At 64.8% G+C, this 17,269-nt stretch carries 18 protein-coding genes; 11 read left to right on the top strand and 7 right to left on the bottom strand.

Annotation, left to right across the window (positions count from 1 at the left end):
- Nucleotides 1-68: 68 nt before the first annotated feature.
- The 4 genes from FJ957_RS30430 to FJ957_RS30415 are packed head-to-tail and all read left to right on the top strand — an operon-like array spanning nucleotide 69 to nucleotide 2,806.
- On the top strand, nucleotides 69-776 hold the full coding sequence (locus tag FJ957_RS30430; protein WP_140659563.1) for a Tim44/TimA family putative adaptor protein: 708 nt from the start codon (nucleotides 69-71) through the stop codon (nucleotides 774-776).
- Nucleotides 777-799: 23 nt separating this feature from the next.
- Nucleotides 800-1,906 carry a murein transglycosylase A gene (locus tag FJ957_RS30425; RefSeq protein ID WP_140836977.1) on the top strand — a complete coding sequence of 369 codons (1,107 nt, stop codon included), beginning with the start codon at nucleotides 800-802 and terminating at the stop codon, nucleotides 1,904-1,906.
- The gene (locus tag FJ957_RS30420) at nucleotides 1,903-2,427 is read left to right on the top strand and encodes a Smr/MutS family protein (RefSeq protein WP_140836969.1); all 525 of its coding nucleotides are present in this window, start codon (nucleotides 1,903-1,905) and stop codon (nucleotides 2,425-2,427) included. The genes FJ957_RS30425 and FJ957_RS30420 overlap by 4 nt, the downstream gene beginning before the upstream one ends.
- A gap of 10 nt (nucleotides 2,428-2,437) precedes the next feature.
- The gene (locus tag FJ957_RS30415; protein ID WP_140836963.1) at nucleotides 2,438-2,806 is read left to right on the top strand and encodes a helix-turn-helix transcriptional regulator; all 369 of its coding nucleotides are present in this window, start codon (nucleotides 2,438-2,440) and stop codon (nucleotides 2,804-2,806) included.
- A 74-nt stretch (nucleotides 2,807-2,880) separates the two neighbouring features.
- On the opposite strand, the gene FJ957_RS30410 is transcribed toward FJ957_RS30415, so the two are convergent.
- The 4 genes from FJ957_RS30410 to FJ957_RS30395 all read right to left on the bottom strand — a co-directional run bounded on the left by FJ957_RS30410 (nucleotide 2,881) and on the right by FJ957_RS30395 (nucleotide 6,093).
- Nucleotides 2,881-3,117, bottom strand: a complete 237-nt coding sequence (locus FJ957_RS30410) for a hypothetical protein (RefSeq protein ID WP_140836956.1) — start codon at nucleotides 3,115-3,117, stop codon at nucleotides 2,881-2,883.
- Nucleotides 3,118-3,359: 242 nt separating this feature from the next.
- On the bottom strand, nucleotides 3,360-3,977 hold the full coding sequence (locus FJ957_RS30405) for a transglutaminase-like cysteine peptidase (RefSeq protein ID WP_140836949.1): 618 nt from the start codon (nucleotides 3,975-3,977) through the stop codon (nucleotides 3,360-3,362).
- Between the two features lie 190 nt (nucleotides 3,978-4,167).
- Complete coding sequence (locus tag FJ957_RS30400; protein ID WP_140836942.1) at nucleotides 4,168-5,445, bottom strand: polyhydroxyalkanoate depolymerase; 1,278 nt, start codon at nucleotides 5,443-5,445, stop codon at nucleotides 4,168-4,170.
- 285 nt (nucleotides 5,446-5,730) lie between these two features.
- Nucleotides 5,731-6,093: a septal ring lytic transglycosylase RlpA family protein gene (locus FJ957_RS30395; protein WP_095767965.1), complete on the bottom strand. Its 363-nt coding sequence runs from the start codon at nucleotides 6,091-6,093 to the stop codon at nucleotides 5,731-5,733.
- Nucleotides 6,094-6,402: 309 nt separating this feature from the next.
- On the opposite strand from FJ957_RS30395, the gene FJ957_RS30390 reads away from it, so the two are divergent.
- From FJ957_RS30390 to FJ957_RS30370, 4 genes are all read left to right on the top strand, one after another.
- A complete protein-coding gene (locus tag FJ957_RS30390) occupies nucleotides 6,403-6,588 on the top strand; it encodes a hypothetical protein (RefSeq protein WP_140836935.1) in 186 nt (61 codons plus the stop codon).
- A gap of 474 nt (nucleotides 6,589-7,062) precedes the next feature.
- On the top strand, nucleotides 7,063-8,403 hold the full coding sequence (locus FJ957_RS30385; protein WP_140836927.1) for an FAD/NAD(P)-binding protein: 1,341 nt from the start codon (nucleotides 7,063-7,065) through the stop codon (nucleotides 8,401-8,403).
- A gap of 453 nt (nucleotides 8,404-8,856) precedes the next feature.
- Nucleotides 8,857-10,293 (top strand): pyridoxal-phosphate dependent enzyme, encoded by a 1,437-nt coding sequence (locus FJ957_RS30375; RefSeq protein WP_140836913.1) that lies wholly within the window; start codon nucleotides 8,857-8,859, stop codon nucleotides 10,291-10,293.
- Nucleotides 10,290-11,459 carry a cystathionine gamma-synthase gene (locus FJ957_RS30370; protein WP_140836905.1) on the top strand — a complete coding sequence of 390 codons (1,170 nt, stop codon included), beginning with the start codon at nucleotides 10,290-10,292 and terminating at the stop codon, nucleotides 11,457-11,459. Before FJ957_RS30375 ends, FJ957_RS30370 begins: the two co-directional genes overlap by 4 nt.
- A 157-nt stretch (nucleotides 11,460-11,616) precedes the next feature.
- Here the strand turns inward: FJ957_RS30370 and FJ957_RS30365 are convergent, their stop codons facing one another.
- Nucleotides 11,617-11,904, bottom strand: a complete 288-nt coding sequence (locus tag FJ957_RS30365; protein WP_140836898.1) for a GIY-YIG nuclease family protein — start codon at nucleotides 11,902-11,904, stop codon at nucleotides 11,617-11,619.
- Nucleotides 11,905-12,156: 252 nt separating this feature from the next.
- Here FJ957_RS30365 and FJ957_RS30360 point away from each other — a divergent pair, with 252 nt between their 5' ends.
- From FJ957_RS30360 to FJ957_RS30350, 3 genes are all read left to right on the top strand, one after another.
- Nucleotides 12,157-13,398 (top strand): D-amino acid dehydrogenase, encoded by a 1,242-nt coding sequence (locus FJ957_RS30360; RefSeq protein WP_140836891.1) that lies wholly within the window; start codon nucleotides 12,157-12,159, stop codon nucleotides 13,396-13,398.
- A gap of 39 nt (nucleotides 13,399-13,437) precedes the next feature.
- Nucleotides 13,438-14,259 (top strand): aspartate/glutamate racemase family protein, encoded by an 822-nt coding sequence (locus tag FJ957_RS30355; RefSeq protein WP_140836884.1) that lies wholly within the window; start codon nucleotides 13,438-13,440, stop codon nucleotides 14,257-14,259.
- Between the two features lie 585 nt (nucleotides 14,260-14,844).
- A complete protein-coding gene (locus FJ957_RS30350; RefSeq protein ID WP_140645956.1) occupies nucleotides 14,845-15,021 on the top strand; it encodes a hypothetical protein in 177 nt (58 codons plus the stop codon).
- 10 nt (nucleotides 15,022-15,031) lie between these two features.
- Here the strand turns inward: FJ957_RS30350 and FJ957_RS30345 are convergent, their stop codons facing one another.
- The gene (locus FJ957_RS30345) at nucleotides 15,032-15,337 is read right to left on the bottom strand and encodes a UBP-type zinc finger domain-containing protein (protein ID WP_140681002.1); all 306 of its coding nucleotides are present in this window, start codon (nucleotides 15,335-15,337) and stop codon (nucleotides 15,032-15,034) included.
- Nucleotides 15,337-17,010 (bottom strand): cyclic nucleotide-binding domain-containing thioredoxin-disulfide reductase, encoded by a 1,674-nt coding sequence (locus FJ957_RS30340; protein ID WP_140836876.1) that lies wholly within the window; start codon nucleotides 17,008-17,010, stop codon nucleotides 15,337-15,339. The genes FJ957_RS30345 and FJ957_RS30340 overlap by 1 nt, the downstream gene beginning before the upstream one ends.
- Between the last annotated feature and the right edge of the window lie 259 nt (nucleotides 17,011-17,269).

The following is a 17,269-nucleotide window of genomic DNA, read 5'->3' as shown; positions in this document are numbered from 1 at the left end:
GCTATGCGACCGCGATCCCCCAGGGGTTATGCCGGTCCGGCACGGACAGGGATCGGTTGGCGGAAAATATGGGTTTCTTCGACTTCGGCACGATTTTCTTCCTGATTGCGGCGGTTGTGATCTTTTTCCAGCTGCGCAACGTGCTTGGACGTCGCACCGGAAACGAGCGTCCGCCCTTCGATCCCTATTCGGCGAGCCGCACGCGCGAGGCCGATGCGGCGCAGAAGCCTGAAAATGTGGTGTCGCTGCCGCGCAAGCGCGCGCCGGGCGAAACCGCGCCCGAGACCTATGCCGATATCGACGCCTTCGCCAAACCCGACACCGATCTCAACAAGGGCCTGCGCTCCATCAAGGACAATGATGCGTCCTTCGAGCCGAAGGGCTTCGTCGACGGCGCCAAGATGGCTTACGAAATGATCGTCATGGCCTATGCCGATGGCGACCGTAAGACGCTGAAGAACCTGTTGTCGCGCGAAGTCTATGACGGTTTCGTCGCCGCGATCGGCGAGCGCGAGGCCAAATCCGAGAAGATCCAGTCCTCTTTCGTCGGCATCGACAAGGCCGACATCGTCGCCGCCGAGATGAAGGGTTCGGAAGCGCATATCACGCTGCGCATCGTCTCCGAGCTGATCTCGGCGACCCGCGACAAGGCCGGCGCCGTCATCGACGGCGACCCGGAAACCGTGGCCGAGGTCAAGGATGTCTGGACCTTCGCCCGCGACACCCGCTCGCGGGACCCGAACTGGAAGCTCGTCGCCACCGAAGAAGAAGATTGAGATCGAGCGGCGGGGCCCCAGTCGTGCCGCTCTCTCCCGCATTCAGCGAAAAATCCTTCGATGACCTGGCCGGTTGGAGCGGGGACGACCACGCCGCGGCCTTCGCCGCGTTCCGCCGTTCGGCCTTCAACGCCCCGATAAAACCTTACCGCACCGGATCGCTCGGCGTCGATTTCAATGCTTTTGCAGCGGCCCATGCCGAGGCGCGTGCCGTTTCGGCGCCGAGCAGGTCCGAGGCGCGGTCGTTCTTCGAACGGCATTTCGTTCCCGCCCTGGTCGTACCCGACAATGGCGGCGCCGGCCTCGTCACCGGTTTTTACGAACCCGAGGTCGAGGCCTCGCCGGTCAGGACCGAGCGGTTCACCGTGCCGCTGCTGTCCCGCCCCGTTGACCTGATCGACATCGACGACGGCAACCGGCCGGCCGGCATGGATGCCTACCTTGCCTTCGCCCGCCGGACGGATGCTGCTCCCGTCGAATATTTCGACCGCGGCGCGATCGAGCGCGGCGCGCTGTCCGGCCAGAACCTCGAGATCGCCTGGCTCGCCGAAAAGGTCGATGCCTTCTTCATCCATGTGCAAGGGGCGGCGCGGTTGAAGATGACCGACGGCAGGCTCGCCCGCGTCACCTACGCCGCCAAGTCCGGCCAGCGCTTTTCCGGCCCCGGCAAGACGTTGAGCGATCTCGGCGAGATCCCGCTCGAAAAAGTGACGATGCAGTCGATCCGCGCCTGGTTCAAGGTGCATCCCGACCGCGTCGACGAGATCCTGTGGCGGAACCGCTCCTACATCTTCTTCCGCGAAGCCGAAGTCGACGATGCAGCGCTCGGCCCGATCGCCGCCGCCAAGGTGCCGCTGACGCCCGGGCGCTCGGTCGCGGTCGACCGCCTGCTGCACACATTCGGCACGCCCTTCTATATCGACGCGCCGACGCTCACCGCCTTCGACCAAAAACCGTTCCGGCGGCTGATGATCGCGCAGGACACCGGCTCGGCCATCACCGGCCCGGCCCGCGGCGACCTCTTCGCCGGCTCGGGCGACGCCGCCGGCGAGATCGCCGGCGTGGTTCGCAACGCAGCCGACTTCTACGCGCTGGTGCCCCGCGGCCTGTTCGATGGAGCGCGCCGATGAGCCGCCGCGACGATCATCTCAGCGACGACGACCGCATCCTGTGGAACCTGGTGGCGCGTTCGGCGCGGCCGCTGAAAGGCAAGACCGCCGTCGAGATCCCCGACATCGTCGAGCCGAGACCGGCGCCGGCCGCCGCTCCGGTCAACGGCGTTCCGGCCGCTGCCGCAAAACCCAAGCCGCAGCATGTCTCGCACGCGCTCGACGACCAGACGCTGCACAAGCTGAAAAAAGGCCGGCTGCCGATCGAGGGCCGCGTCGACCTGCACGGCATGACGCAGGACGAGGCCTATTCGCTGCTGCTCACCTTCCTCAACCGGGCGCATGCCGGCGGCATCCGTTACGTGCTGATCATCACCGGCAAGGGCTCGTCCTCCGGCGGCGACGGCATCTTGCGCCGCGCCGTTCCGGCCTGGCTGTCGACGCCGGCCTTCCGGCATCTTGTGTCCAGCCACGATCACGCCGCCCGCAACCATGGCGGCTCGGGCGCGCTCTATGTGCGGCTGCGGCGGACGCGCCTATGAGGGACCTGGTATGACCCCGTTCGGCGAGAAGCTCAGGGCGCTGCGCGCCGAGCGCGGCGTCAGCCAGAAGGCGATGGCCGAGGCTATCGGCGTCAGCGCCGCCTATCTGTCGGCGCTCGAGCACGGCCGCCGCGGCGCGCCGACCTGGACGCTGATCCAGAAGATCATCGGCTATTTCAACATCATCTGGGACGACGCCGAGGATCTTGCCCGCCTCGCCGAAAGCTCGCACCCAAGGGTCAGGATCGACACGTCCGGCCTGTCGCCGGCGGCCACCGAGCTGGCCAACCTTTTGTCCGAGAGCATCGAAAGGCTCGATGAAGCGGAACTGCGCCGCCTCAGCGCATCGATCCGCGCGGCACTTGGGTTGCGAATATAGTCCCGGCGTTTTCGCACCAGCGGAGGAGTAGCGATCCGCTGGTGCTTGGCTGGTTTCCATCTGAAGCCGTGAGATCAGGACTTGCCGGCTCCAGCGCCGTTGGTGCTGCCCCGGGCGCCATTGTCGTGATCGCCGCCGCGACCGTGCCCGCCCATGCAACTCGCGTCGCCGGCGCCGCAGCAGTGGCCGTTCCACAGATCATTGAGGTTGCGCTTGGCGCAGCTTTTGACAGTCTCGTCCGCCAGAGCCGATCCGCTCAGGGCCGATACCGCGACGGCGGCAAGCAGGGTGTTCCGCAGAAAAGCAGTCATTTGAATTCTCCATGGTTTGGTTTCCGTCAACGGCCGTGTGTCGCCGGCCGGGAGGAAATGGTTCATGGAGCTGTGAGACTTCGTCATCCACGGGCGGAGTGGGAGCGAAGCGGACGCGTAGACCCGAGGATCGTTCCGTGACCTCGCGCGAAGAGTAAAAGCGGTGCAGAACGGAGGTCGTTTTGCACCGCGGTGACGCTTTTAGGTAACGGAGCGGATCCTATGGTCTGCGCCGTTGGCGCTTACTGCACCGAGCCGACCAGCACCGCCTGGCCGTCGCGGATCGAGACCCAGCGTCCGGTGTTGTCGATCGCCTGGCGCTTGAGGAAGCGGTAGCCGGTCGCGTCCCAGGCTTTGACCTTGTCGGTCAGGTTGTCGAGCACGTAGTCGCCCTTGTCGGTGCGCACCGTCAGCACCGAGTGGCCTTCGCCGTCGGGCTTGCGCACGACGGTGATCAACAGGTCGGCCAGCGACATGCCCAGGCGGTAGAGCTGGCGGCGCTTTTCCAGCACATAGTCCTCGCAGTCGCCATATCCGTCGTCCGGATAGGCCCAGACTTCGTCCTTGCCGTAGTGATCGAGGTCGCTCAACGGCTTGACGGCGGCGTTGACCTTGGCGCTCACGTTGATCAGCCGGCGCCACAGGCCGTCCGTCAACTTGGCCGGATCGAGATTGGCCGGGCGGATGTTGCATTCGTTCGGACGCGATTTGCAGAAATCATAGTGGCCGATCGGCTGCGAGGTCAGGCCGCCCGTGGCCATCGCGCCCGCCGCCCAGGCAGGCACCGCCCAATGCGCAGAGATCGTCAGCCCTGCGACCGCACACAAACGCAGAATCCGCGTCATCGCTGAGGAAGTCATTGTCCCCGCCGCCCTGTTCTTTATTAACGAAACGTTAAAGGCGATTTACAGTCCGTGTCAATTAGAGACGACGGCCAGTTTGACGGCATGGTTACCTGGACGATCCCGTAGCGGCACTTTCGCAACAGAGGTGTGGGCGCAACACGGCCGGCCGCCGGGCGGCGGCAGGGCTGACCTAGGGCTCCGGCGTTCAGCCTTTGGCCGAACGGACCAGCTTCGGCTTCACCGCCACCCGCTGCCGGCGGCCATAGCTGGAGATGAAGTCGGCGATGCGCGGCACGATCTCGGAGCGGAAGCGCGAGCCATTGAAGACGCCGTAATGGCCGACGGCCGGCTGCATATAATGGACATGGTTGTCGGCGGGAATGTTGACACACAGATCATGCGCGGCCTGGGTCTGGCCCAGCCCTGAAATGTCGTCGTTCTCGCCCTCGATGGTGAGCAGCGCCACGTTGCGGATCGCCGCGCAGTCGACGGGCTCGCCGCGATGCTTCATCTCGCCTTTCGGCAGCGCGTGGCGCACGAACACGGTGTCGACCGTCTGCAGGTAGAATTCCGCCGTCAGGTCCATCACCGCCAGATATTCGTCATAAAAGTCGCGGTGCTTTTCGGCGCTATCGCCGTCATGCTTCACAAGGTGCATGAAGAAATCCTTGTGGGCGATGATGTGGCGGTCGAGATTCATGCTCATGAAGCCCGAAAGCTGCAGGAAGCCCGGATAGACCATGCGGCCGAAGCCCGGCACCGGCCAGGGCGCCTGCATCACGACATTGTCGCGGAACCAGTCGATGCCTTTTTCCTTGGCCAGAAGATTGACCGCGGTCGGGTTGCGGCGCGTGTCGACCGGGCCGCCCATCAACGTCATGGTGGAGGGCACGAAGGGATCGCCGCGCTTTTCCATCAGCGCCACCGCCGCCAGCACCGGCACCGAAGGCTGGCACACGGCCATCACATGCGTGTCGGGGCCGAGCGCGTGGAACATCTCGATGACATAGTCGATATAGTCGTCGAGATCGAAGCTGCCTTGCGCCGCCGGTACCATGCGGGCATCGACCCAGTCGGTGATGTGCACGTCGGCATGGGGCAGCATCGCCTCGACCGTGCCGCGCAGAAGCGTCGCGTAATGGCCAGACATCGGCGCCACGATCAAAAGCTTGGGGTCCGGTTTGCGGCCGGCGGGCAGCGCGCGCTCGAAACGGATCAGGTTGCAGAACGGCTTCGACCAGACCGTCCTTTCCGCGACGGCGACGCTTTTCCAGTCGACCACCGTCTTGTCCAGGCCGAATTGCGGCTTGCCGTAGCGGCGGGTGGTCCGCTCGAACAGTTCCGCGGTCGCCGCGACCGATCGGCCGAAGGGAGTGTGGGAAATCGGATTGAGCGGATTCGAGTAGAAGAGCCGCACCGCGTCGGCATAGAGGCGGGCCGGCTGCAGCGCCGCATGGTTCATTTCGTAGAGCTGGTAGAACATCGCGAACCCCGCTGCCGTCCGATGACCAAAGGGACGACGGACAGCGCCGAGCCTTGAATGTCTCGCGCGGAGGTTAACAAGATATTGTTGCGATGCAATACGTCACGTCGCGTGAACAATGCGTCTTTGGTGTAAAGCGTTGAGAATCCGGCTCGAACGGCGGAGCCGGCTCAATGTGCGCTGCGGAAATGTGAAGGATATGTGTCCGGCCCCTCATGCCGGACACCGGCCATGATCCCGAACCACTTGGTCCGCATTGGGATCATGGTCCGATAAACGGAGGGCTCAGACGCGCGCCATGCAGACGGCGGTATGGCCCGAACCGATGAAGCCCAGCTGGCCGGCGGCGCCGCGGGAGAGATCGAGCATGCGTCCCTTCACGAACGGACCGCGATCGTTGATGCGCACGACGACGCTGCGGCCGTTGTTCTTGTTGGTAACCCTGAGCTTGGTGCCGAAGGGCAAGGAGCGATGGGCGGCGGTCAGCGCCGAGGGGTTCATGCGTTCCCCTGAGGCGGTTCTGGAATGCAGCGCATACCAGGAAGCGCGGCCGCACTGCGCGGCGGCGGAGGAGGCGGAAGAGGCGCCGGCCATCAGGCCAGCCGCGATCGTTACCGCGACAAGCGCGGTCTGATTGGTTTTCTTCATGCTTTGGGAGTGGCTCCGTTACAGGTAGGCCCCGCCGATATGTGCGGAATGAGGCGGGAAATGCGGCATGGATCTGGCGGTTCCATGGCGAGAGCACACGTTTGGAGTCGCCGCGAAACAGTTTGTCATGATATTTCCGGCACCGGGAAGGCGTATTCTCAATGAATATCGGACCGATATCCGGATCGTTCCGGCCAACATCGGTCATCAGGATTCAAGTACAGAGGAACGGAACCGCTTCGGTTCCTCTGCGTCTTTTGTCGTGTCCCCATTGCCGTTCAGGATCGACTTCCGGAGAGGGTCAAGCCTATGCGATTGATCAGGTTTGTGCTGGCGCTGATTGTGCTGGGGTTGGGTGCGCTGTGGTCGCTGCAAGGTCTTGGCCTCGTCAAGGGCAGCTTCATGACCGGCCAGACGCAATGGCTCTATATCGGCCTCGTCACCATGCTGGCCGGCGTGGTCGGGCTGCGCTGGGCGAACCGCTCGCGCATCTGACCTTGCCGGCCGCGCGGAGACGGTTGGCGAAAAGGTTAGTCTGCGACCCGATCATTGCGACCAGTACCGCCAGGCCCGGTAGAAGCTCTCGTCGCGCGGCGGCAGGCGGTCGCGTTAGCCGGCAAGCAGCACCCTTGCGCGTTGGCTGAGCGTCTCTTCTGTCGTCATTCTGAGGTCTACGCTCCGTTCCGCATCGGTTCGCCCGGAATGACCAAGGAACGTAGGCCGCCATTCTCAGGCCGAACGAAAAATCCGCCCGTCACACCACCCGGGGAAATCCATGCCTCAAATGGCGCGGCAATTGGAACTCTTGTTTCGTGCCCGGCTCGGTTAGTATAGTAATCTTATCAACATTGGGAGTGAGAGAACGATGCGCGATCTTCAAAAGACCGTTCCGGTGATCGTTCGTGGCTTGCGGCCGAGGCCGCCCGCGGCGCTCGCCGCGCGCTGATCGCTCCGTTTCGGCCAGCAGTCATGGTTGGACGCGCCAATTCCATCATCATTGTCGGCGGCGGCGCCAGCGGCGTCGTGCTGGCCGCGCATCTTTTGAAATCGCCAAATCCGGACCTGCGCGTCACGCTGATCGAGAAGCGGCCGCATTTCGGCCAGGGCATGGCCTATTCGACGCTGCTTTCGGCGCATGTGCTCAACGTCAACGCCTCCGGCATGAGCGGCTATGCCGACGACCCGACGCATTTCGCGCGCTGGGTGCTGGAACGCGGCCTCGCCAAGCCGGACCAAGGGCCGTTCTATGCGCCGCGCAGCCTCTATGCCCGCTATCTGCAGGAATTGCTCGACGGCCTCGTGGAGCGCGAGCGCGACACCCGCCGGCTCAGGCTGATCCGCGAGGAGAGCCTGTCGATCGCGCCGACGCCCGCCGGCGTCGAGGTCGCGCTTGCCAACGGCACCAGCGTCGTCGCGCATCTTGCCGTCCTGGCCACCGGCCACGACGAGCAGCCCGGCGCCTTCCAGGGCCACGCCGTCCGCATGGGGACGGAGGCCGACACCACGCTTGATCCGCAAGCCCAGGTGCTGCTGCTCGGCACCGGCCTGAGCATGGTCGACGCGTTTCTCTCGCTGGAACAGCGCGGCCATCGCGGCGCCATCGTCGCGGTGTCGCGGCGCGGGCTGCTGCCGTCGCCGCACCGCAAGGGCAATCCGATCAAGCTCGATATCGCCGACATTCCGCTCGGCACGGAGCTCTCCTATTTCGTCGGCTGGTTCCGCAATCTGATCCGCGAGATCCAGAAGGCCGGCGGCGACTGGCGCGACGTCGTCGATGGCCTGAGGCCGTTCAACCAGACGATCTGGCAGAACTGGCCGTCCTCGGCCAAACGCCGCTTCGTCGAGCACACCAAGGCCTGGTGGGATATCCACCGCCACCGCATGGCGCCGGAAGTCTACGCGCGCGTCACCGGGGCGGTCAGGTCCGGCCGCATCCGCCTCGTCGCCGGAAGGGTCGTGAACGTCGAGGCGAACGGTGGCTTCGCCGTGAAAATCCAGCCGCGCGGGAGGCAGGATGTCGAGACCCTGGACGTCGCCCGCATCTATGACTGCATGGGCATCGCCCGCGACATTTCGAGGACGTCGAACGGCGTCGTGCGCTCGCTGGTCGAGCGCGGCCTGGCACGGCCCGATCCGCTGCGCCTCGGCCTCGATGTCACCGCCAAATGCGAGCTGATCGCGGCCGACGGCACGGTGTCGTCGAAGCTGCTCGCCGTCGGCCCGCTGACGCGCGGCACCTTCTTCGAAATCGACGCCATCCCCGACATCCGCGTGCAATGCGCGAAGCTGAGTAAGCAGCTGCTGGGGTGAATTTCTGCCGAGGTCGGCGCTCTACGGCGCCCCCCTCTGGCCTGCCGGCCATCTCCCCCGCAAAGGGGGAGATTGGCTGTCGCCCCGGCTGTCGCCAATCGCCGACATTGCAGAAGAAGACGCTGCGGGCGGAGCTGCTGATCTCCCCCCAAGTGGGGGAGATGTCCGGCAGGACAGAGGGGGCGCTGTCCCGCCAAGTTCAACAGGAGAGGCGATAGAGCGCCCACAGCTGAAATTCCATTCCCCCACTCGCCGCCGGATTGGCATGATCTATCTTCTTTCCAGACGAAAAGGGCTTGAAAAGACACCTCGCGATCCGCGAAACCGGAATGGATTCCGGCGGCTAGAGCATGATCCCAAAAAGTGGGAACCGGTTTTTGGAAAAGATCATGATCCAACAAGGATGCGCAAGATTGCGAACACCCGCCGAACTGCTTCCATGGAGCATCTGAGATGAGCGAGCAGAGACAACCGGCGCCCGGCGGCGCGCACACCGAGCTGTCGAGACTCCGCCCGCCTTACGCCTCGGTGCTCGACCTGATCGGCCAGACGCCGGTCGTCGAGCTGACCAAGTTCGACACCGGCAAGTGCCGGCTGTTCATCAAGCTCGAAAGCCAGAATCCCGGCGGCTCGATCAAGGACCGCATCGCGCTGTCGATGATCGCGGCGGCCGAGAAATCGGGCGCGCTGAAGCGGGGCGGGACGATCGTCGAAGCGACCGCCGGCAACACCGGCCTCGGCCTTGCCCAGGTCGGCATCCCCAAGGGCTACCGCATCGTCCTCGTCGTGCCCGACAAGATGTCGCGCGAAAAGATCCAGCATCTGCGTGCTTTGGGCGCCGAGGTGCGCATGACCCGCTCCGACGTCGGCAAGGGCCATCCCGAATATTACCAGGACATGGCCGAGAAGATCGCCGCCGAACTGCCCGGCGCCTTCTATGCCAACCAGTTCGCCAATCCCGCCAATCCGCTGGCGCATGAGACGACGACCGGACCGGAAATCTTTTCGCAGCTCGAAGGCGATCTCGACGCGGTGGTCGTCGGCGTCGGCTCCGGCGGCACGCTGACCGGCCTCGGCCGCTATTTCGCGAAACATTCGCCGAAGACCGAGATGGTGCTCGCCGATCCGGTCGGCTCGGTGCTGGCGCCGCTGATCAAGACCGGCAAGATGGAAGAGGCCGGAAGCTGGACGGTCGAAGGCATCGGCGAGGATTTCGTGCCGCCCAATGCCGATCTGTCGCTGGTGAGAAAGGCCTATTCCATTCCCGACAAGCAGAGCATGCTGGCGGTGCGCGATCTGTTGTCGCGCGAAGGCATCTTGGCCGGCTCGTCGTCGGGCACGCTGTTGTCGGCCGCCCTTCGCTATTGCCGCGAGCAGACGGTGCCGAAGCGCGTCGTCACCTTGGTCTGCGACAGCGGCAACAAATACCTGTCGAAGGTCTTCGACGACATCTGGCTGGCCGAGCAGGGCCTTGCCGACCAGGAACAGCATGGCGATTTGCGCGACCTGGTCATGCGCTCGCCGCGCACCGGCGACATTGTGACCGTTGGCCCGGAAGAAACCCTACTCAACGCTTATGGCCGCATGCGCCGCTCCGACGTCTCGCAGCTGCCGGTGCTGGACGAGGGCAGGCTGGTCGGCATCGTCGACGAGAGCGACATCCTGGCCAAGGTCGACGGCCCCTATGACGGCCGCTGGGACCGTTTCAATGGCCCGGTCCGCTCGGCCATGACGTCCAACCTGCACACGCTGCAGGCCAGCCAGACGCTCGATGCGCTGCTGCCGGTCTTCGACCGCAACGAGGTCGCCATCGTCTTCGATGGCGAAGAGTTCATCGGCCTGATAACCCGTATCGACCTGATCAACCATTTGAGGCGCCGCGCAAAATGACGTCGACCGGCAAGAACCGCCTGGCCTTTTCCACCCGCACCATTCATGGCGGCCAGAGCCATGATCCGCTGACCGGCGCGGTGATGGTGCCGATCTACGCCACCTCCACCTACGGCCAGCAGTCGCCCGGCGTGCACAAGGGTTTTGAGTATGCCCGCAGCCAGAACCCGACGCGCTTTGCCTTCGAGCGTGCCGTGGCCGACCTCGAAAGCGGCTCGGCCGCCTTCGCCTTCGCCTCCGGCCTGGCGGCGATCGGCACGGTGCTCGAGCTCCTCGATTCCGGCGCCCATATCGTCGCCACCGACGACATCTATGGCGGCTCGTTCCGCCTGATGGAGCGGGTGCGCAAGCGCTCCGCCGGCCTTGAGGTGAGTTTTGCCGATTGCACCGACCTTGCCGCCGTCGAGGCCGCGATCCGCCCGGATACAAAACTGCTCTGGGTCGAGACGCCGACCAACCCGCTGTTGCGCATCGTCGACCTCGAAGCGATCGCGGCACTCGGCCGGCGCAAGGGGCTGCTCACCGTCGCCGACAACACCTTCTGCAGCCCCTATATCCAGCGCCCGCTGGAGCTCGGCATCGACATCGTCGTGCATTCGACGACGAAATATCTCAACGGCCATTCCGACATGGTCGGCGGCGTGGCGGTCGTCGGCGACAACAAGGATCTCGCCGACCAGCTGAAATTCCTGCAGAACGCCATCGGCGCCATCTCCGGCCCGTTCGACAGCTTTCTCGCTTTGCGCGGCATCAAGACCCTGGCGCTCAGGATGGAGCGTCACTCGGCCAACGGCCTGAAAATAGCGCAATGGCTGGAAACGCGAAAAGATGTCCGCCGGGTCATCTATCCCGGCCTCGCCAGTCACCCGCAGCATTCCATCGCCGTCCAGCAGATGCACGCCTTCGGCGGCATGATCTCGGTCGACCTCGACCGCGACCTGGCGGGGACCAAACGTTTCCTCGAACGCACGCAGCTCTTCACGCTCGCCGAAAGCCTGGGCGGCGTCGAAAGCCTGATCGAGCACCCGGCGCTGATGACGCACGGCTCGATCCCGGCGGAGAAACGCGGCGCCATCGGCATCACGGATTCGCTGGTGCGGCTGTCCTGCGGGATCGAGGACGGCGATGACCTGATCGCGGATCTGGAGCAGGCGTTACAGAGCTGAGAACTCGTAGATACCACGTCATCGTGGTGTTCCTTCGCGCCTCTCTCTGTCCCGCCAACCTGTCCTTCGTCATTCTAGGGCGGAGCAAGGAGCGAAGCGACGCGCGCAGACCCTAGAATCCATGCCGTGACGGTTGAGCCGCCACGGTCCAGAACATTCACCAGCCAATCCCGCGAAAGAGCTCGAACCATTCCGGATTGGTCTTCTCGATAAGTTCGATCTTCCATCGCCGTGGCCAGCGCTTCAATGACGTCTCACGCCGGATGGCGTCGGTGATGTCGAAATACTCCTCGTACCAGACCAGACGCTGCACACCGTAACGGCTGGTGAAGCTGGAGCCTTGGCCGGTCTTGTGCTCGGGCATCCGACGAGCAAGATCATTGGTGACGCCGATATAGATCGTGCCGCCTTTCTGGCTCGCGGTCATGTAGACGTAGCCTGTCATGTGGCGATCTTAGCTGGCGCCATTACCACCCGCTATTCTGGACCGTTGCATTCTATGGCCAATGTCACGGCATGGATTCTAGGGTCTGCGCGCGTCGCTTCGCTCCTTGCTCCGCCCTAGAATGACGAAGCGCTATTTGCGATCGTTCTGCCACGAGGGGGGCGCTGTCCCGCCGACATCTCTGTATGTGTGCCATTGCAGACCGCAATCCAAACTCTAAACTGCCCCCACTTTGCGATCTCCGGAGGCGTCATGCGCGTGATCGTGTTGGGTGGGGGCGTGGTCGGCGTCACCACCGCCTATCAGCTGCAGAAGGACGGGCACGAGGTGGTCATCCTCGAGCGCCAGCCTCAGGTCGCCGCCGAGACGAGCTGGGGCAATGCCGGCATGATCGCGCCGGGGCATTCCTTCGTCTGGTCCTCGCCCAAGGCGCCGATGATCCTGTTGAAGTCGCTGGTGATGAAGGACCAGGCGCTGCGCTTCAAGCTTTCGGCCGATCCCCGGCTCTACAGCTGGTCATGGCTGTTCCTGATGGAATGCACGGCTGAAAAGGCCAAGCGCAACACGCTGCTCAAGCATCGGCTGGCGGTCTATTCGCAATCGGTCCTGCAAGAGGTCGTCGCCGACGAGGCGATCGAATACGACCGCAACGATCGCGGCATCCTCTATTTCTATCGCAGCCGGCAGGCGCTCGACAAAGGCGTCGAGCATATGCGGCTGCTCGAATCCGACGGCCAGCTGATCAAGGTGCTCGATCGCGACGCCATCGTCGCGCTCGATCCGTCGTTGGCTTCTGCCAGGGAAAAAATCGCCGGCGGCATCCATTGCCCGACCGACGAGACCGGCGACCCGGCGAAGTTCACCCGCGCGCTTGCCGCCAAGGTCGTCGAGCGCGGCGGCGAGATCCGCACCGGCACGACCATCACCGGCATCGAGACATCCGGCGACGGCGTCGCGCAGGTGAGGACGGACAAGGGGACGGTCAAGGGCGACGCCTATGTGCTGGCGCTCGGCTCCTACAGCCCGCTGATCGCCAGGACCGTCGGCATCAGCCTGCCGATCTATCCGGTCAAGGGCTATTCGCTGACCATTCCGGTCGGCAACCGGCCGGCGCCACCGACCATCGCCGCCATCGATGAGCACAATCTGGTCGCCGTGTCGCGCTTCGGCGACCGGCTGCGCGTCACCGCCACGGCGGAGTTCGCCGGCTACGACACCAGCCACAAGCCGGCCGATTTCGCCTTCATGAAGGGCGTGACCGAGGAGCTTTATCCGGAAGGCGCCGACTACGACCGCGCCGAGATGTGGGCGGGCCTGCGGCCCATGACCCCCAACAATTTGCCCGAATTCGGCCAGCGGCGCCTGCGCAACCTCTATCTCAACACCGGGCACGGCCATATCGGCTGGACCATGTCGCATGGCTCGGCCCGCATCACCGCCGACCTGATCGCCGGCCGCAAGCCGGCCATTTCGATGGATGGACTTTTGAACTGAGAGCGGGATCGATCCCGCTCCGACAAGAAAGGGAACGCCATGTCCGCCAATCTCGCCCCCGCGCCGCTTGCCGCTTCGGGGCCTGTCGGTCCCATGCCAGTCGATCTGGGCGTGCTGCCATCGGAGATCGACGGCGGCCTCGCCTCGCGCGCGGCGATCGGCCTGGCGATCCTCGCCACCGACCAGACGCTGGAGCACGAGTTTCGCGCGCTGGTGCGCATTCCGGGCGTCGCCTTCTACGAGGCGCGCCTGTTCAACGACAATGACATCACGCCGGAAACGCTGCGCGCCATGGGCCCGCGCATCGCGCCCACCGTCGACCTTATCCTGCCCAGCATCCCGCTCGACGTCGTCGGCTTCGGTTGCACCTCGGCCACGATGACGCTCGGCGAGGAAGCCGTCTTCGCCGAGATCAGGAAGGCGCGGCCGGGCGTCGCCTGCACCACGCCGGTCACCGGCGCCTTGGCCGCCTTCAAGGCTTTGGGCGCCAAGGGCATCGGCCTGCTGACGCCCTATGCGCCCGAGATCAACCAGGGCTTGGTCCGCTATTTCACGGGGCGCGGCCTCGACATCGCGGCCGTCGCCACCTTCGACCGCCGCGACGACCGCGAGGCGGCCCGCATCTCGCTCGCCTCGATCGAGGCGGCGGCCGAACGGATGGCGCAAGTGCCGGGGGTGGAAGCGATCTTCATCTCCTGCACCAGCCTGCGCGTCGCCGAGGCGGTCGCCGATCTGGAACGGCGCATCGGCATTCCCGTCACCTCCTCCAATCACGCCATGGCCTGGCATTGCCTGCGGCTTGCCGGTATCGACGACGTCGTGCCGGCCGGTGGCCGGTTGTTTGCGCTGAAAGCCGTTTGAGTGTTGGTTTTCTCGACAGAGGAATTGGCGCAAGCGCTGGGCATTAGAGCAATTCCAGGCAAAGTGTGAGCGGTTTTCCGTCCGGAATTGCGTAGAAACAAAGAGATAGAGCGGTTCATCGTTTCCGTGAAACGGTGAACCGAGCTAGCTGAAGCTCTCAGCCTCGTCATTCCAGGGCGGAGCAGCCGCGAAGCGGCGTCGCGCAGACCCTGGAATCCATTCCGTGACCTGAGCCGTGGACTGCAGCGTAGCAGAAGCCTGCACCGCTGCGGCGCTCGGAAGTCACGGAATGGATCCTCGGGTCTGCGCGTCCGCTTCGCTCCCGCTCCGCCCGTGGATGACGATCGCGATGGGCGTTTCAGCCAATCTCCAACGCATGCCGAAGCCGCGACCCTTCGCAAGCTTGGCCACCTCTCCCCCGCCAAAGGCGGGGGAGAGGTGGCTCGGCGCGTAGCGCCGAGACGGAGCGGGGGCCAGCGCTACCCCCCGCGATTCCAGCAGATCGTCCCGCATTAACCGAATCGGAAGGAGATGTTTAACGCTTCCTCTCTATGTCCCCTTTCCGGGAGGCACCACAGAGCGAGCATGATGAACGACGAAAAGCGAAATGAATGGCGCGCCATCTTCTACGTGCAGGCGCGCGTCGCCATCCTGTTTGTGCCGGTCGTGCTCAGCCTGCTCCTCATCGGCATCTTCGCCGGCAACGATCGCAAATCCGTGCCCGACGCCATCGATCAGACGGTGACGGGTTCGGTGCGCTGAAAGCGCACCCTCAAACAAACTTCGGGATCGGCCCGTTCTGCGGCGTCGTATCGCCCTCGAGGTCGACAAAAACCTCGTCGACGAAGCACCAGCCCCAGCCTTCCGGCGGGTCGTAGCCTTCGATGATCGGATGCTGCGTGGCATGGAAATGCTTTGTCGCGTGGCGGTTGGGCGAGTCGTCGCAGCAGCCGACATGACCGCAGGTCCGGCAGAGCCTCAGATGCACCCACCAGGAGCCGCTCTTCAGGCATTCCTCGCAGCCCAGCGCGCTCGGCGTGACCTTTTTGATGTCCTTCGTATGCCGGCATTCATCCATCACGCTCTCCTCGCCAATTCGCCGTTCCGCGCCAGATAGGCATGCAATGCCGCGACCACCTGTGCGCCTTCGCCGACGGCGGCGGCGACCCGCTTGGTCGAGCCGCAGCGCACGTCGCCGATGGCGAACACGCCGCTTCGGCTGGTTTCCATCAGCCCATGCCCGGGTGTCGTCTCCGGTCCGGTGCGCACGAAACCCTTGGCATCCAGCGCCACGTTGCAATTCGCCAGCCAGTCGGTGTTCGGGTCGGCGCCGATGAACAGGAAGAGGTGGCGGATCGGGCGCGTCGTCTCTTCGCCGCTCGCCCGGTTGCGCCAGCGCAGCGCTTCGAGATTGCCGTCATGGCCCTCCAGCGCCGCGACCTCGGTCTCGGTCAGCACCTCGATGTTGGGCTGCGCCGCGATGCGCTCGACGAGATAGCGCGACATGGTGGCGTCGAGGCCGTCGCGGCGCGCCAGGAGCGTCACCTTGCGCACCTGGCTCGCCAGGTAGACGGCCGCCTGTCCTGCCGAATTGCCGGCACCGACCAGCGCCACCTCCTGGTCGCGGCAAAGCCTGGCCTCGATCGGCGAGGCCCAGTAATGCACCGAGGCCCCCTCGAACTGCGCCAGGTTGGCGATATCGAGGCGGCGGTAGCGCGCGCCGCTGGCGATCACCACGGCGCGTGAGCGCACGCTCTCGCCGTCGCCGATGGCAAGCCTGTAGCGGGCGCCGTCGCTGGCGTCGTCGAGCAGCTTCGCCTCGTCGGGGATGACCATCTCGACGCCGAATTTCTGCGCCTGGTTATAGGCGCGCGCCATCAGCGCCATGCCGGTGATTCCGGTCGGGAAGCCGAGATAGTTTTCGATCCGCGCCGAAGCGCCCGCCTGTCCGCCGAAGGCGCGGCAATCGAGCACGATGGTCGACAGCCCTTCGGAGGCGGCATAGACCGCCGCCGCCAGCCCCGCCGGTCCGGCGCCGACGATGGCCACGTCATAGACCTTCTCGGCATCGATCGGCAGCAGCATGCCGACGCAGCGGGCGAGCTCGGTTTCGCCCGGATTGTGCATCAGCTTGCCGTTCGGGCAGAGCACGATCGGCAGGTGATGCGGATCGATATGGAACCGCTCGATCAGCGTTTTCGCGCAAGGGTCGGTGTCGGAATCGAGAGCACGATGGGGAAGTCCGCTGCGCCGCAGGAACCCTTCGAGCCGGAGCACGTCGCCATTGCCGGGCGGGCCGATGACGACCGGCCCGCTGGCGCCGCTTTCGAGCAGGCCGACCCGGCGCAGGATCAGCGCCCGCATGACGCGCTCGCCGAGATTGGCCTCCTGCACCATCAAGTCGCGCAGCCGCTGCGAGGGGATGACGATGGCCTCGACCGGTCCCTTCGCCTCTGCATTGACCAGCGACGGCCGGTTCGACAACTGTGCCAGCTCGCCGACGAAGTTGCCGGCACCGTAGCTGATGATCGGCTCGCGCGGCCCGATCCCGCCGGCCTGGGTGATGTCGACCTTGCCCGACAGGATGAGGATCACCCCGGGCGACACCGTGCCGGCCTCAACCATATGCTCGCCGGCCGCGTAAGTGCGCGCCTCGCCGAACCGGCGCATGCGCTCGATATCCGCGTCGGTGAGCACGGGAAACATCTGGTCGCGGCGGTTGGCGATGGTCGGGCTGACGGAAGGGGCCATGAGACGGACCGTAGCGCCGAGGTCGCGAGGTTTGAAGCGGTTTGTTGAGGGACTGGCCGGAAGGGGAGATTGGGCCAACGGCCACATGTCGTCATTCTCGGGCTTGACCCGAGAATCCATGCCGTGACGCGGGTCATATAGTACAACGGAGCGGAATTCTGTAACCGCTGCAACGCCTCGACGTCACGGCATGGCAACTGTGTTCACGCGAATGCGGTTTTATCGCGCATGATGGCGTTGAGGACGACCAGGAGCTTCC

The organism is Mesorhizobium sp. B2-4-6 (genome assembly GCF_006442775.1).
Lineage (GTDB): Bacteria > Pseudomonadota > Alphaproteobacteria > Rhizobiales > Rhizobiaceae > Mesorhizobium.
The sequence above is the reverse complement of the archived record's forward strand: the minus strand, read 5'-3'. Positions and strand labels throughout refer to the sequence as shown.

What these genes read in the sequence shown, in the direction of transcription:
- FJ957_RS30430 (WP_140659563.1), top strand. Translation starts at nt 69, where the DNA reads ATGGGTTTCTTCGACTTCGGCACGATTTTCTTCCTGATTGCGGCGGTT.
- FJ957_RS30420 (WP_140836969.1), top strand. Translation starts at nt 1,903, where the DNA reads ATGAGCCGCCGCGACGATCATCTCAGCGACGACGACCGCATCCTGTGG.
- FJ957_RS30415 (WP_140836963.1), top strand. Translation starts at nt 2,438, where the DNA reads ATGACCCCGTTCGGCGAGAAGCTCAGGGCGCTGCGCGCCGAGCGCGGC.
- FJ957_RS30410 (WP_140836956.1), bottom strand. Translation starts at nt 3,117, where the DNA reads ATGACTGCTTTTCTGCGGAACACCCTGCTTGCCGCCGTCGCGGTATCG.
- FJ957_RS30405 (WP_140836949.1), bottom strand. Translation starts at nt 3,977, where the DNA reads ATGACTTCCTCAGCGATGACGCGGATTCTGCGTTTGTGTGCGGTCGCA.
- FJ957_RS30400 (WP_140836942.1), bottom strand. Translation starts at nt 5,445, where the DNA reads ATGTTCTACCAGCTCTACGAAATGAACCATGCGGCGCTGCAGCCGGCC.
- FJ957_RS30395 (WP_095767965.1), bottom strand. Translation starts at nt 6,093, where the DNA reads ATGAAGAAAACCAATCAGACCGCGCTTGTCGCGGTAACGATCGCGGCT.
- FJ957_RS30390 (WP_140836935.1), top strand. Translation starts at nt 6,403, where the DNA reads ATGCGATTGATCAGGTTTGTGCTGGCGCTGATTGTGCTGGGGTTGGGT.
- FJ957_RS30385 (WP_140836927.1), top strand. Translation starts at nt 7,063, where the DNA reads ATGGTTGGACGCGCCAATTCCATCATCATTGTCGGCGGCGGCGCCAGC.
- FJ957_RS30375 (WP_140836913.1), top strand. Translation starts at nt 8,857, where the DNA reads ATGAGCGAGCAGAGACAACCGGCGCCCGGCGGCGCGCACACCGAGCTG.
- FJ957_RS30370 (WP_140836905.1), top strand. Translation starts at nt 10,290, where the DNA reads ATGACGTCGACCGGCAAGAACCGCCTGGCCTTTTCCACCCGCACCATT.
- FJ957_RS30365 (WP_140836898.1), bottom strand. Translation starts at nt 11,904, where the DNA reads ATGACAGGCTACGTCTACATGACCGCGAGCCAGAAAGGCGGCACGATC.
- FJ957_RS30360 (WP_140836891.1), top strand. Translation starts at nt 12,157, where the DNA reads ATGCGCGTGATCGTGTTGGGTGGGGGCGTGGTCGGCGTCACCACCGCC.
- FJ957_RS30355 (WP_140836884.1), top strand. Translation starts at nt 13,438, where the DNA reads ATGTCCGCCAATCTCGCCCCCGCGCCGCTTGCCGCTTCGGGGCCTGTC.
- FJ957_RS30350 (WP_140645956.1), top strand. Translation starts at nt 14,845, where the DNA reads ATGATGAACGACGAAAAGCGAAATGAATGGCGCGCCATCTTCTACGTG.
- FJ957_RS30345 (WP_140681002.1), bottom strand. Translation starts at nt 15,337, where the DNA reads ATGGATGAATGCCGGCATACGAAGGACATCAAAAAGGTCACGCCGAGC.
- FJ957_RS30340 (WP_140836876.1), bottom strand. Translation starts at nt 17,010, where the DNA reads ATGGCCCCTTCCGTCAGCCCGACCATCGCCAACCGCCGCGACCAGATG.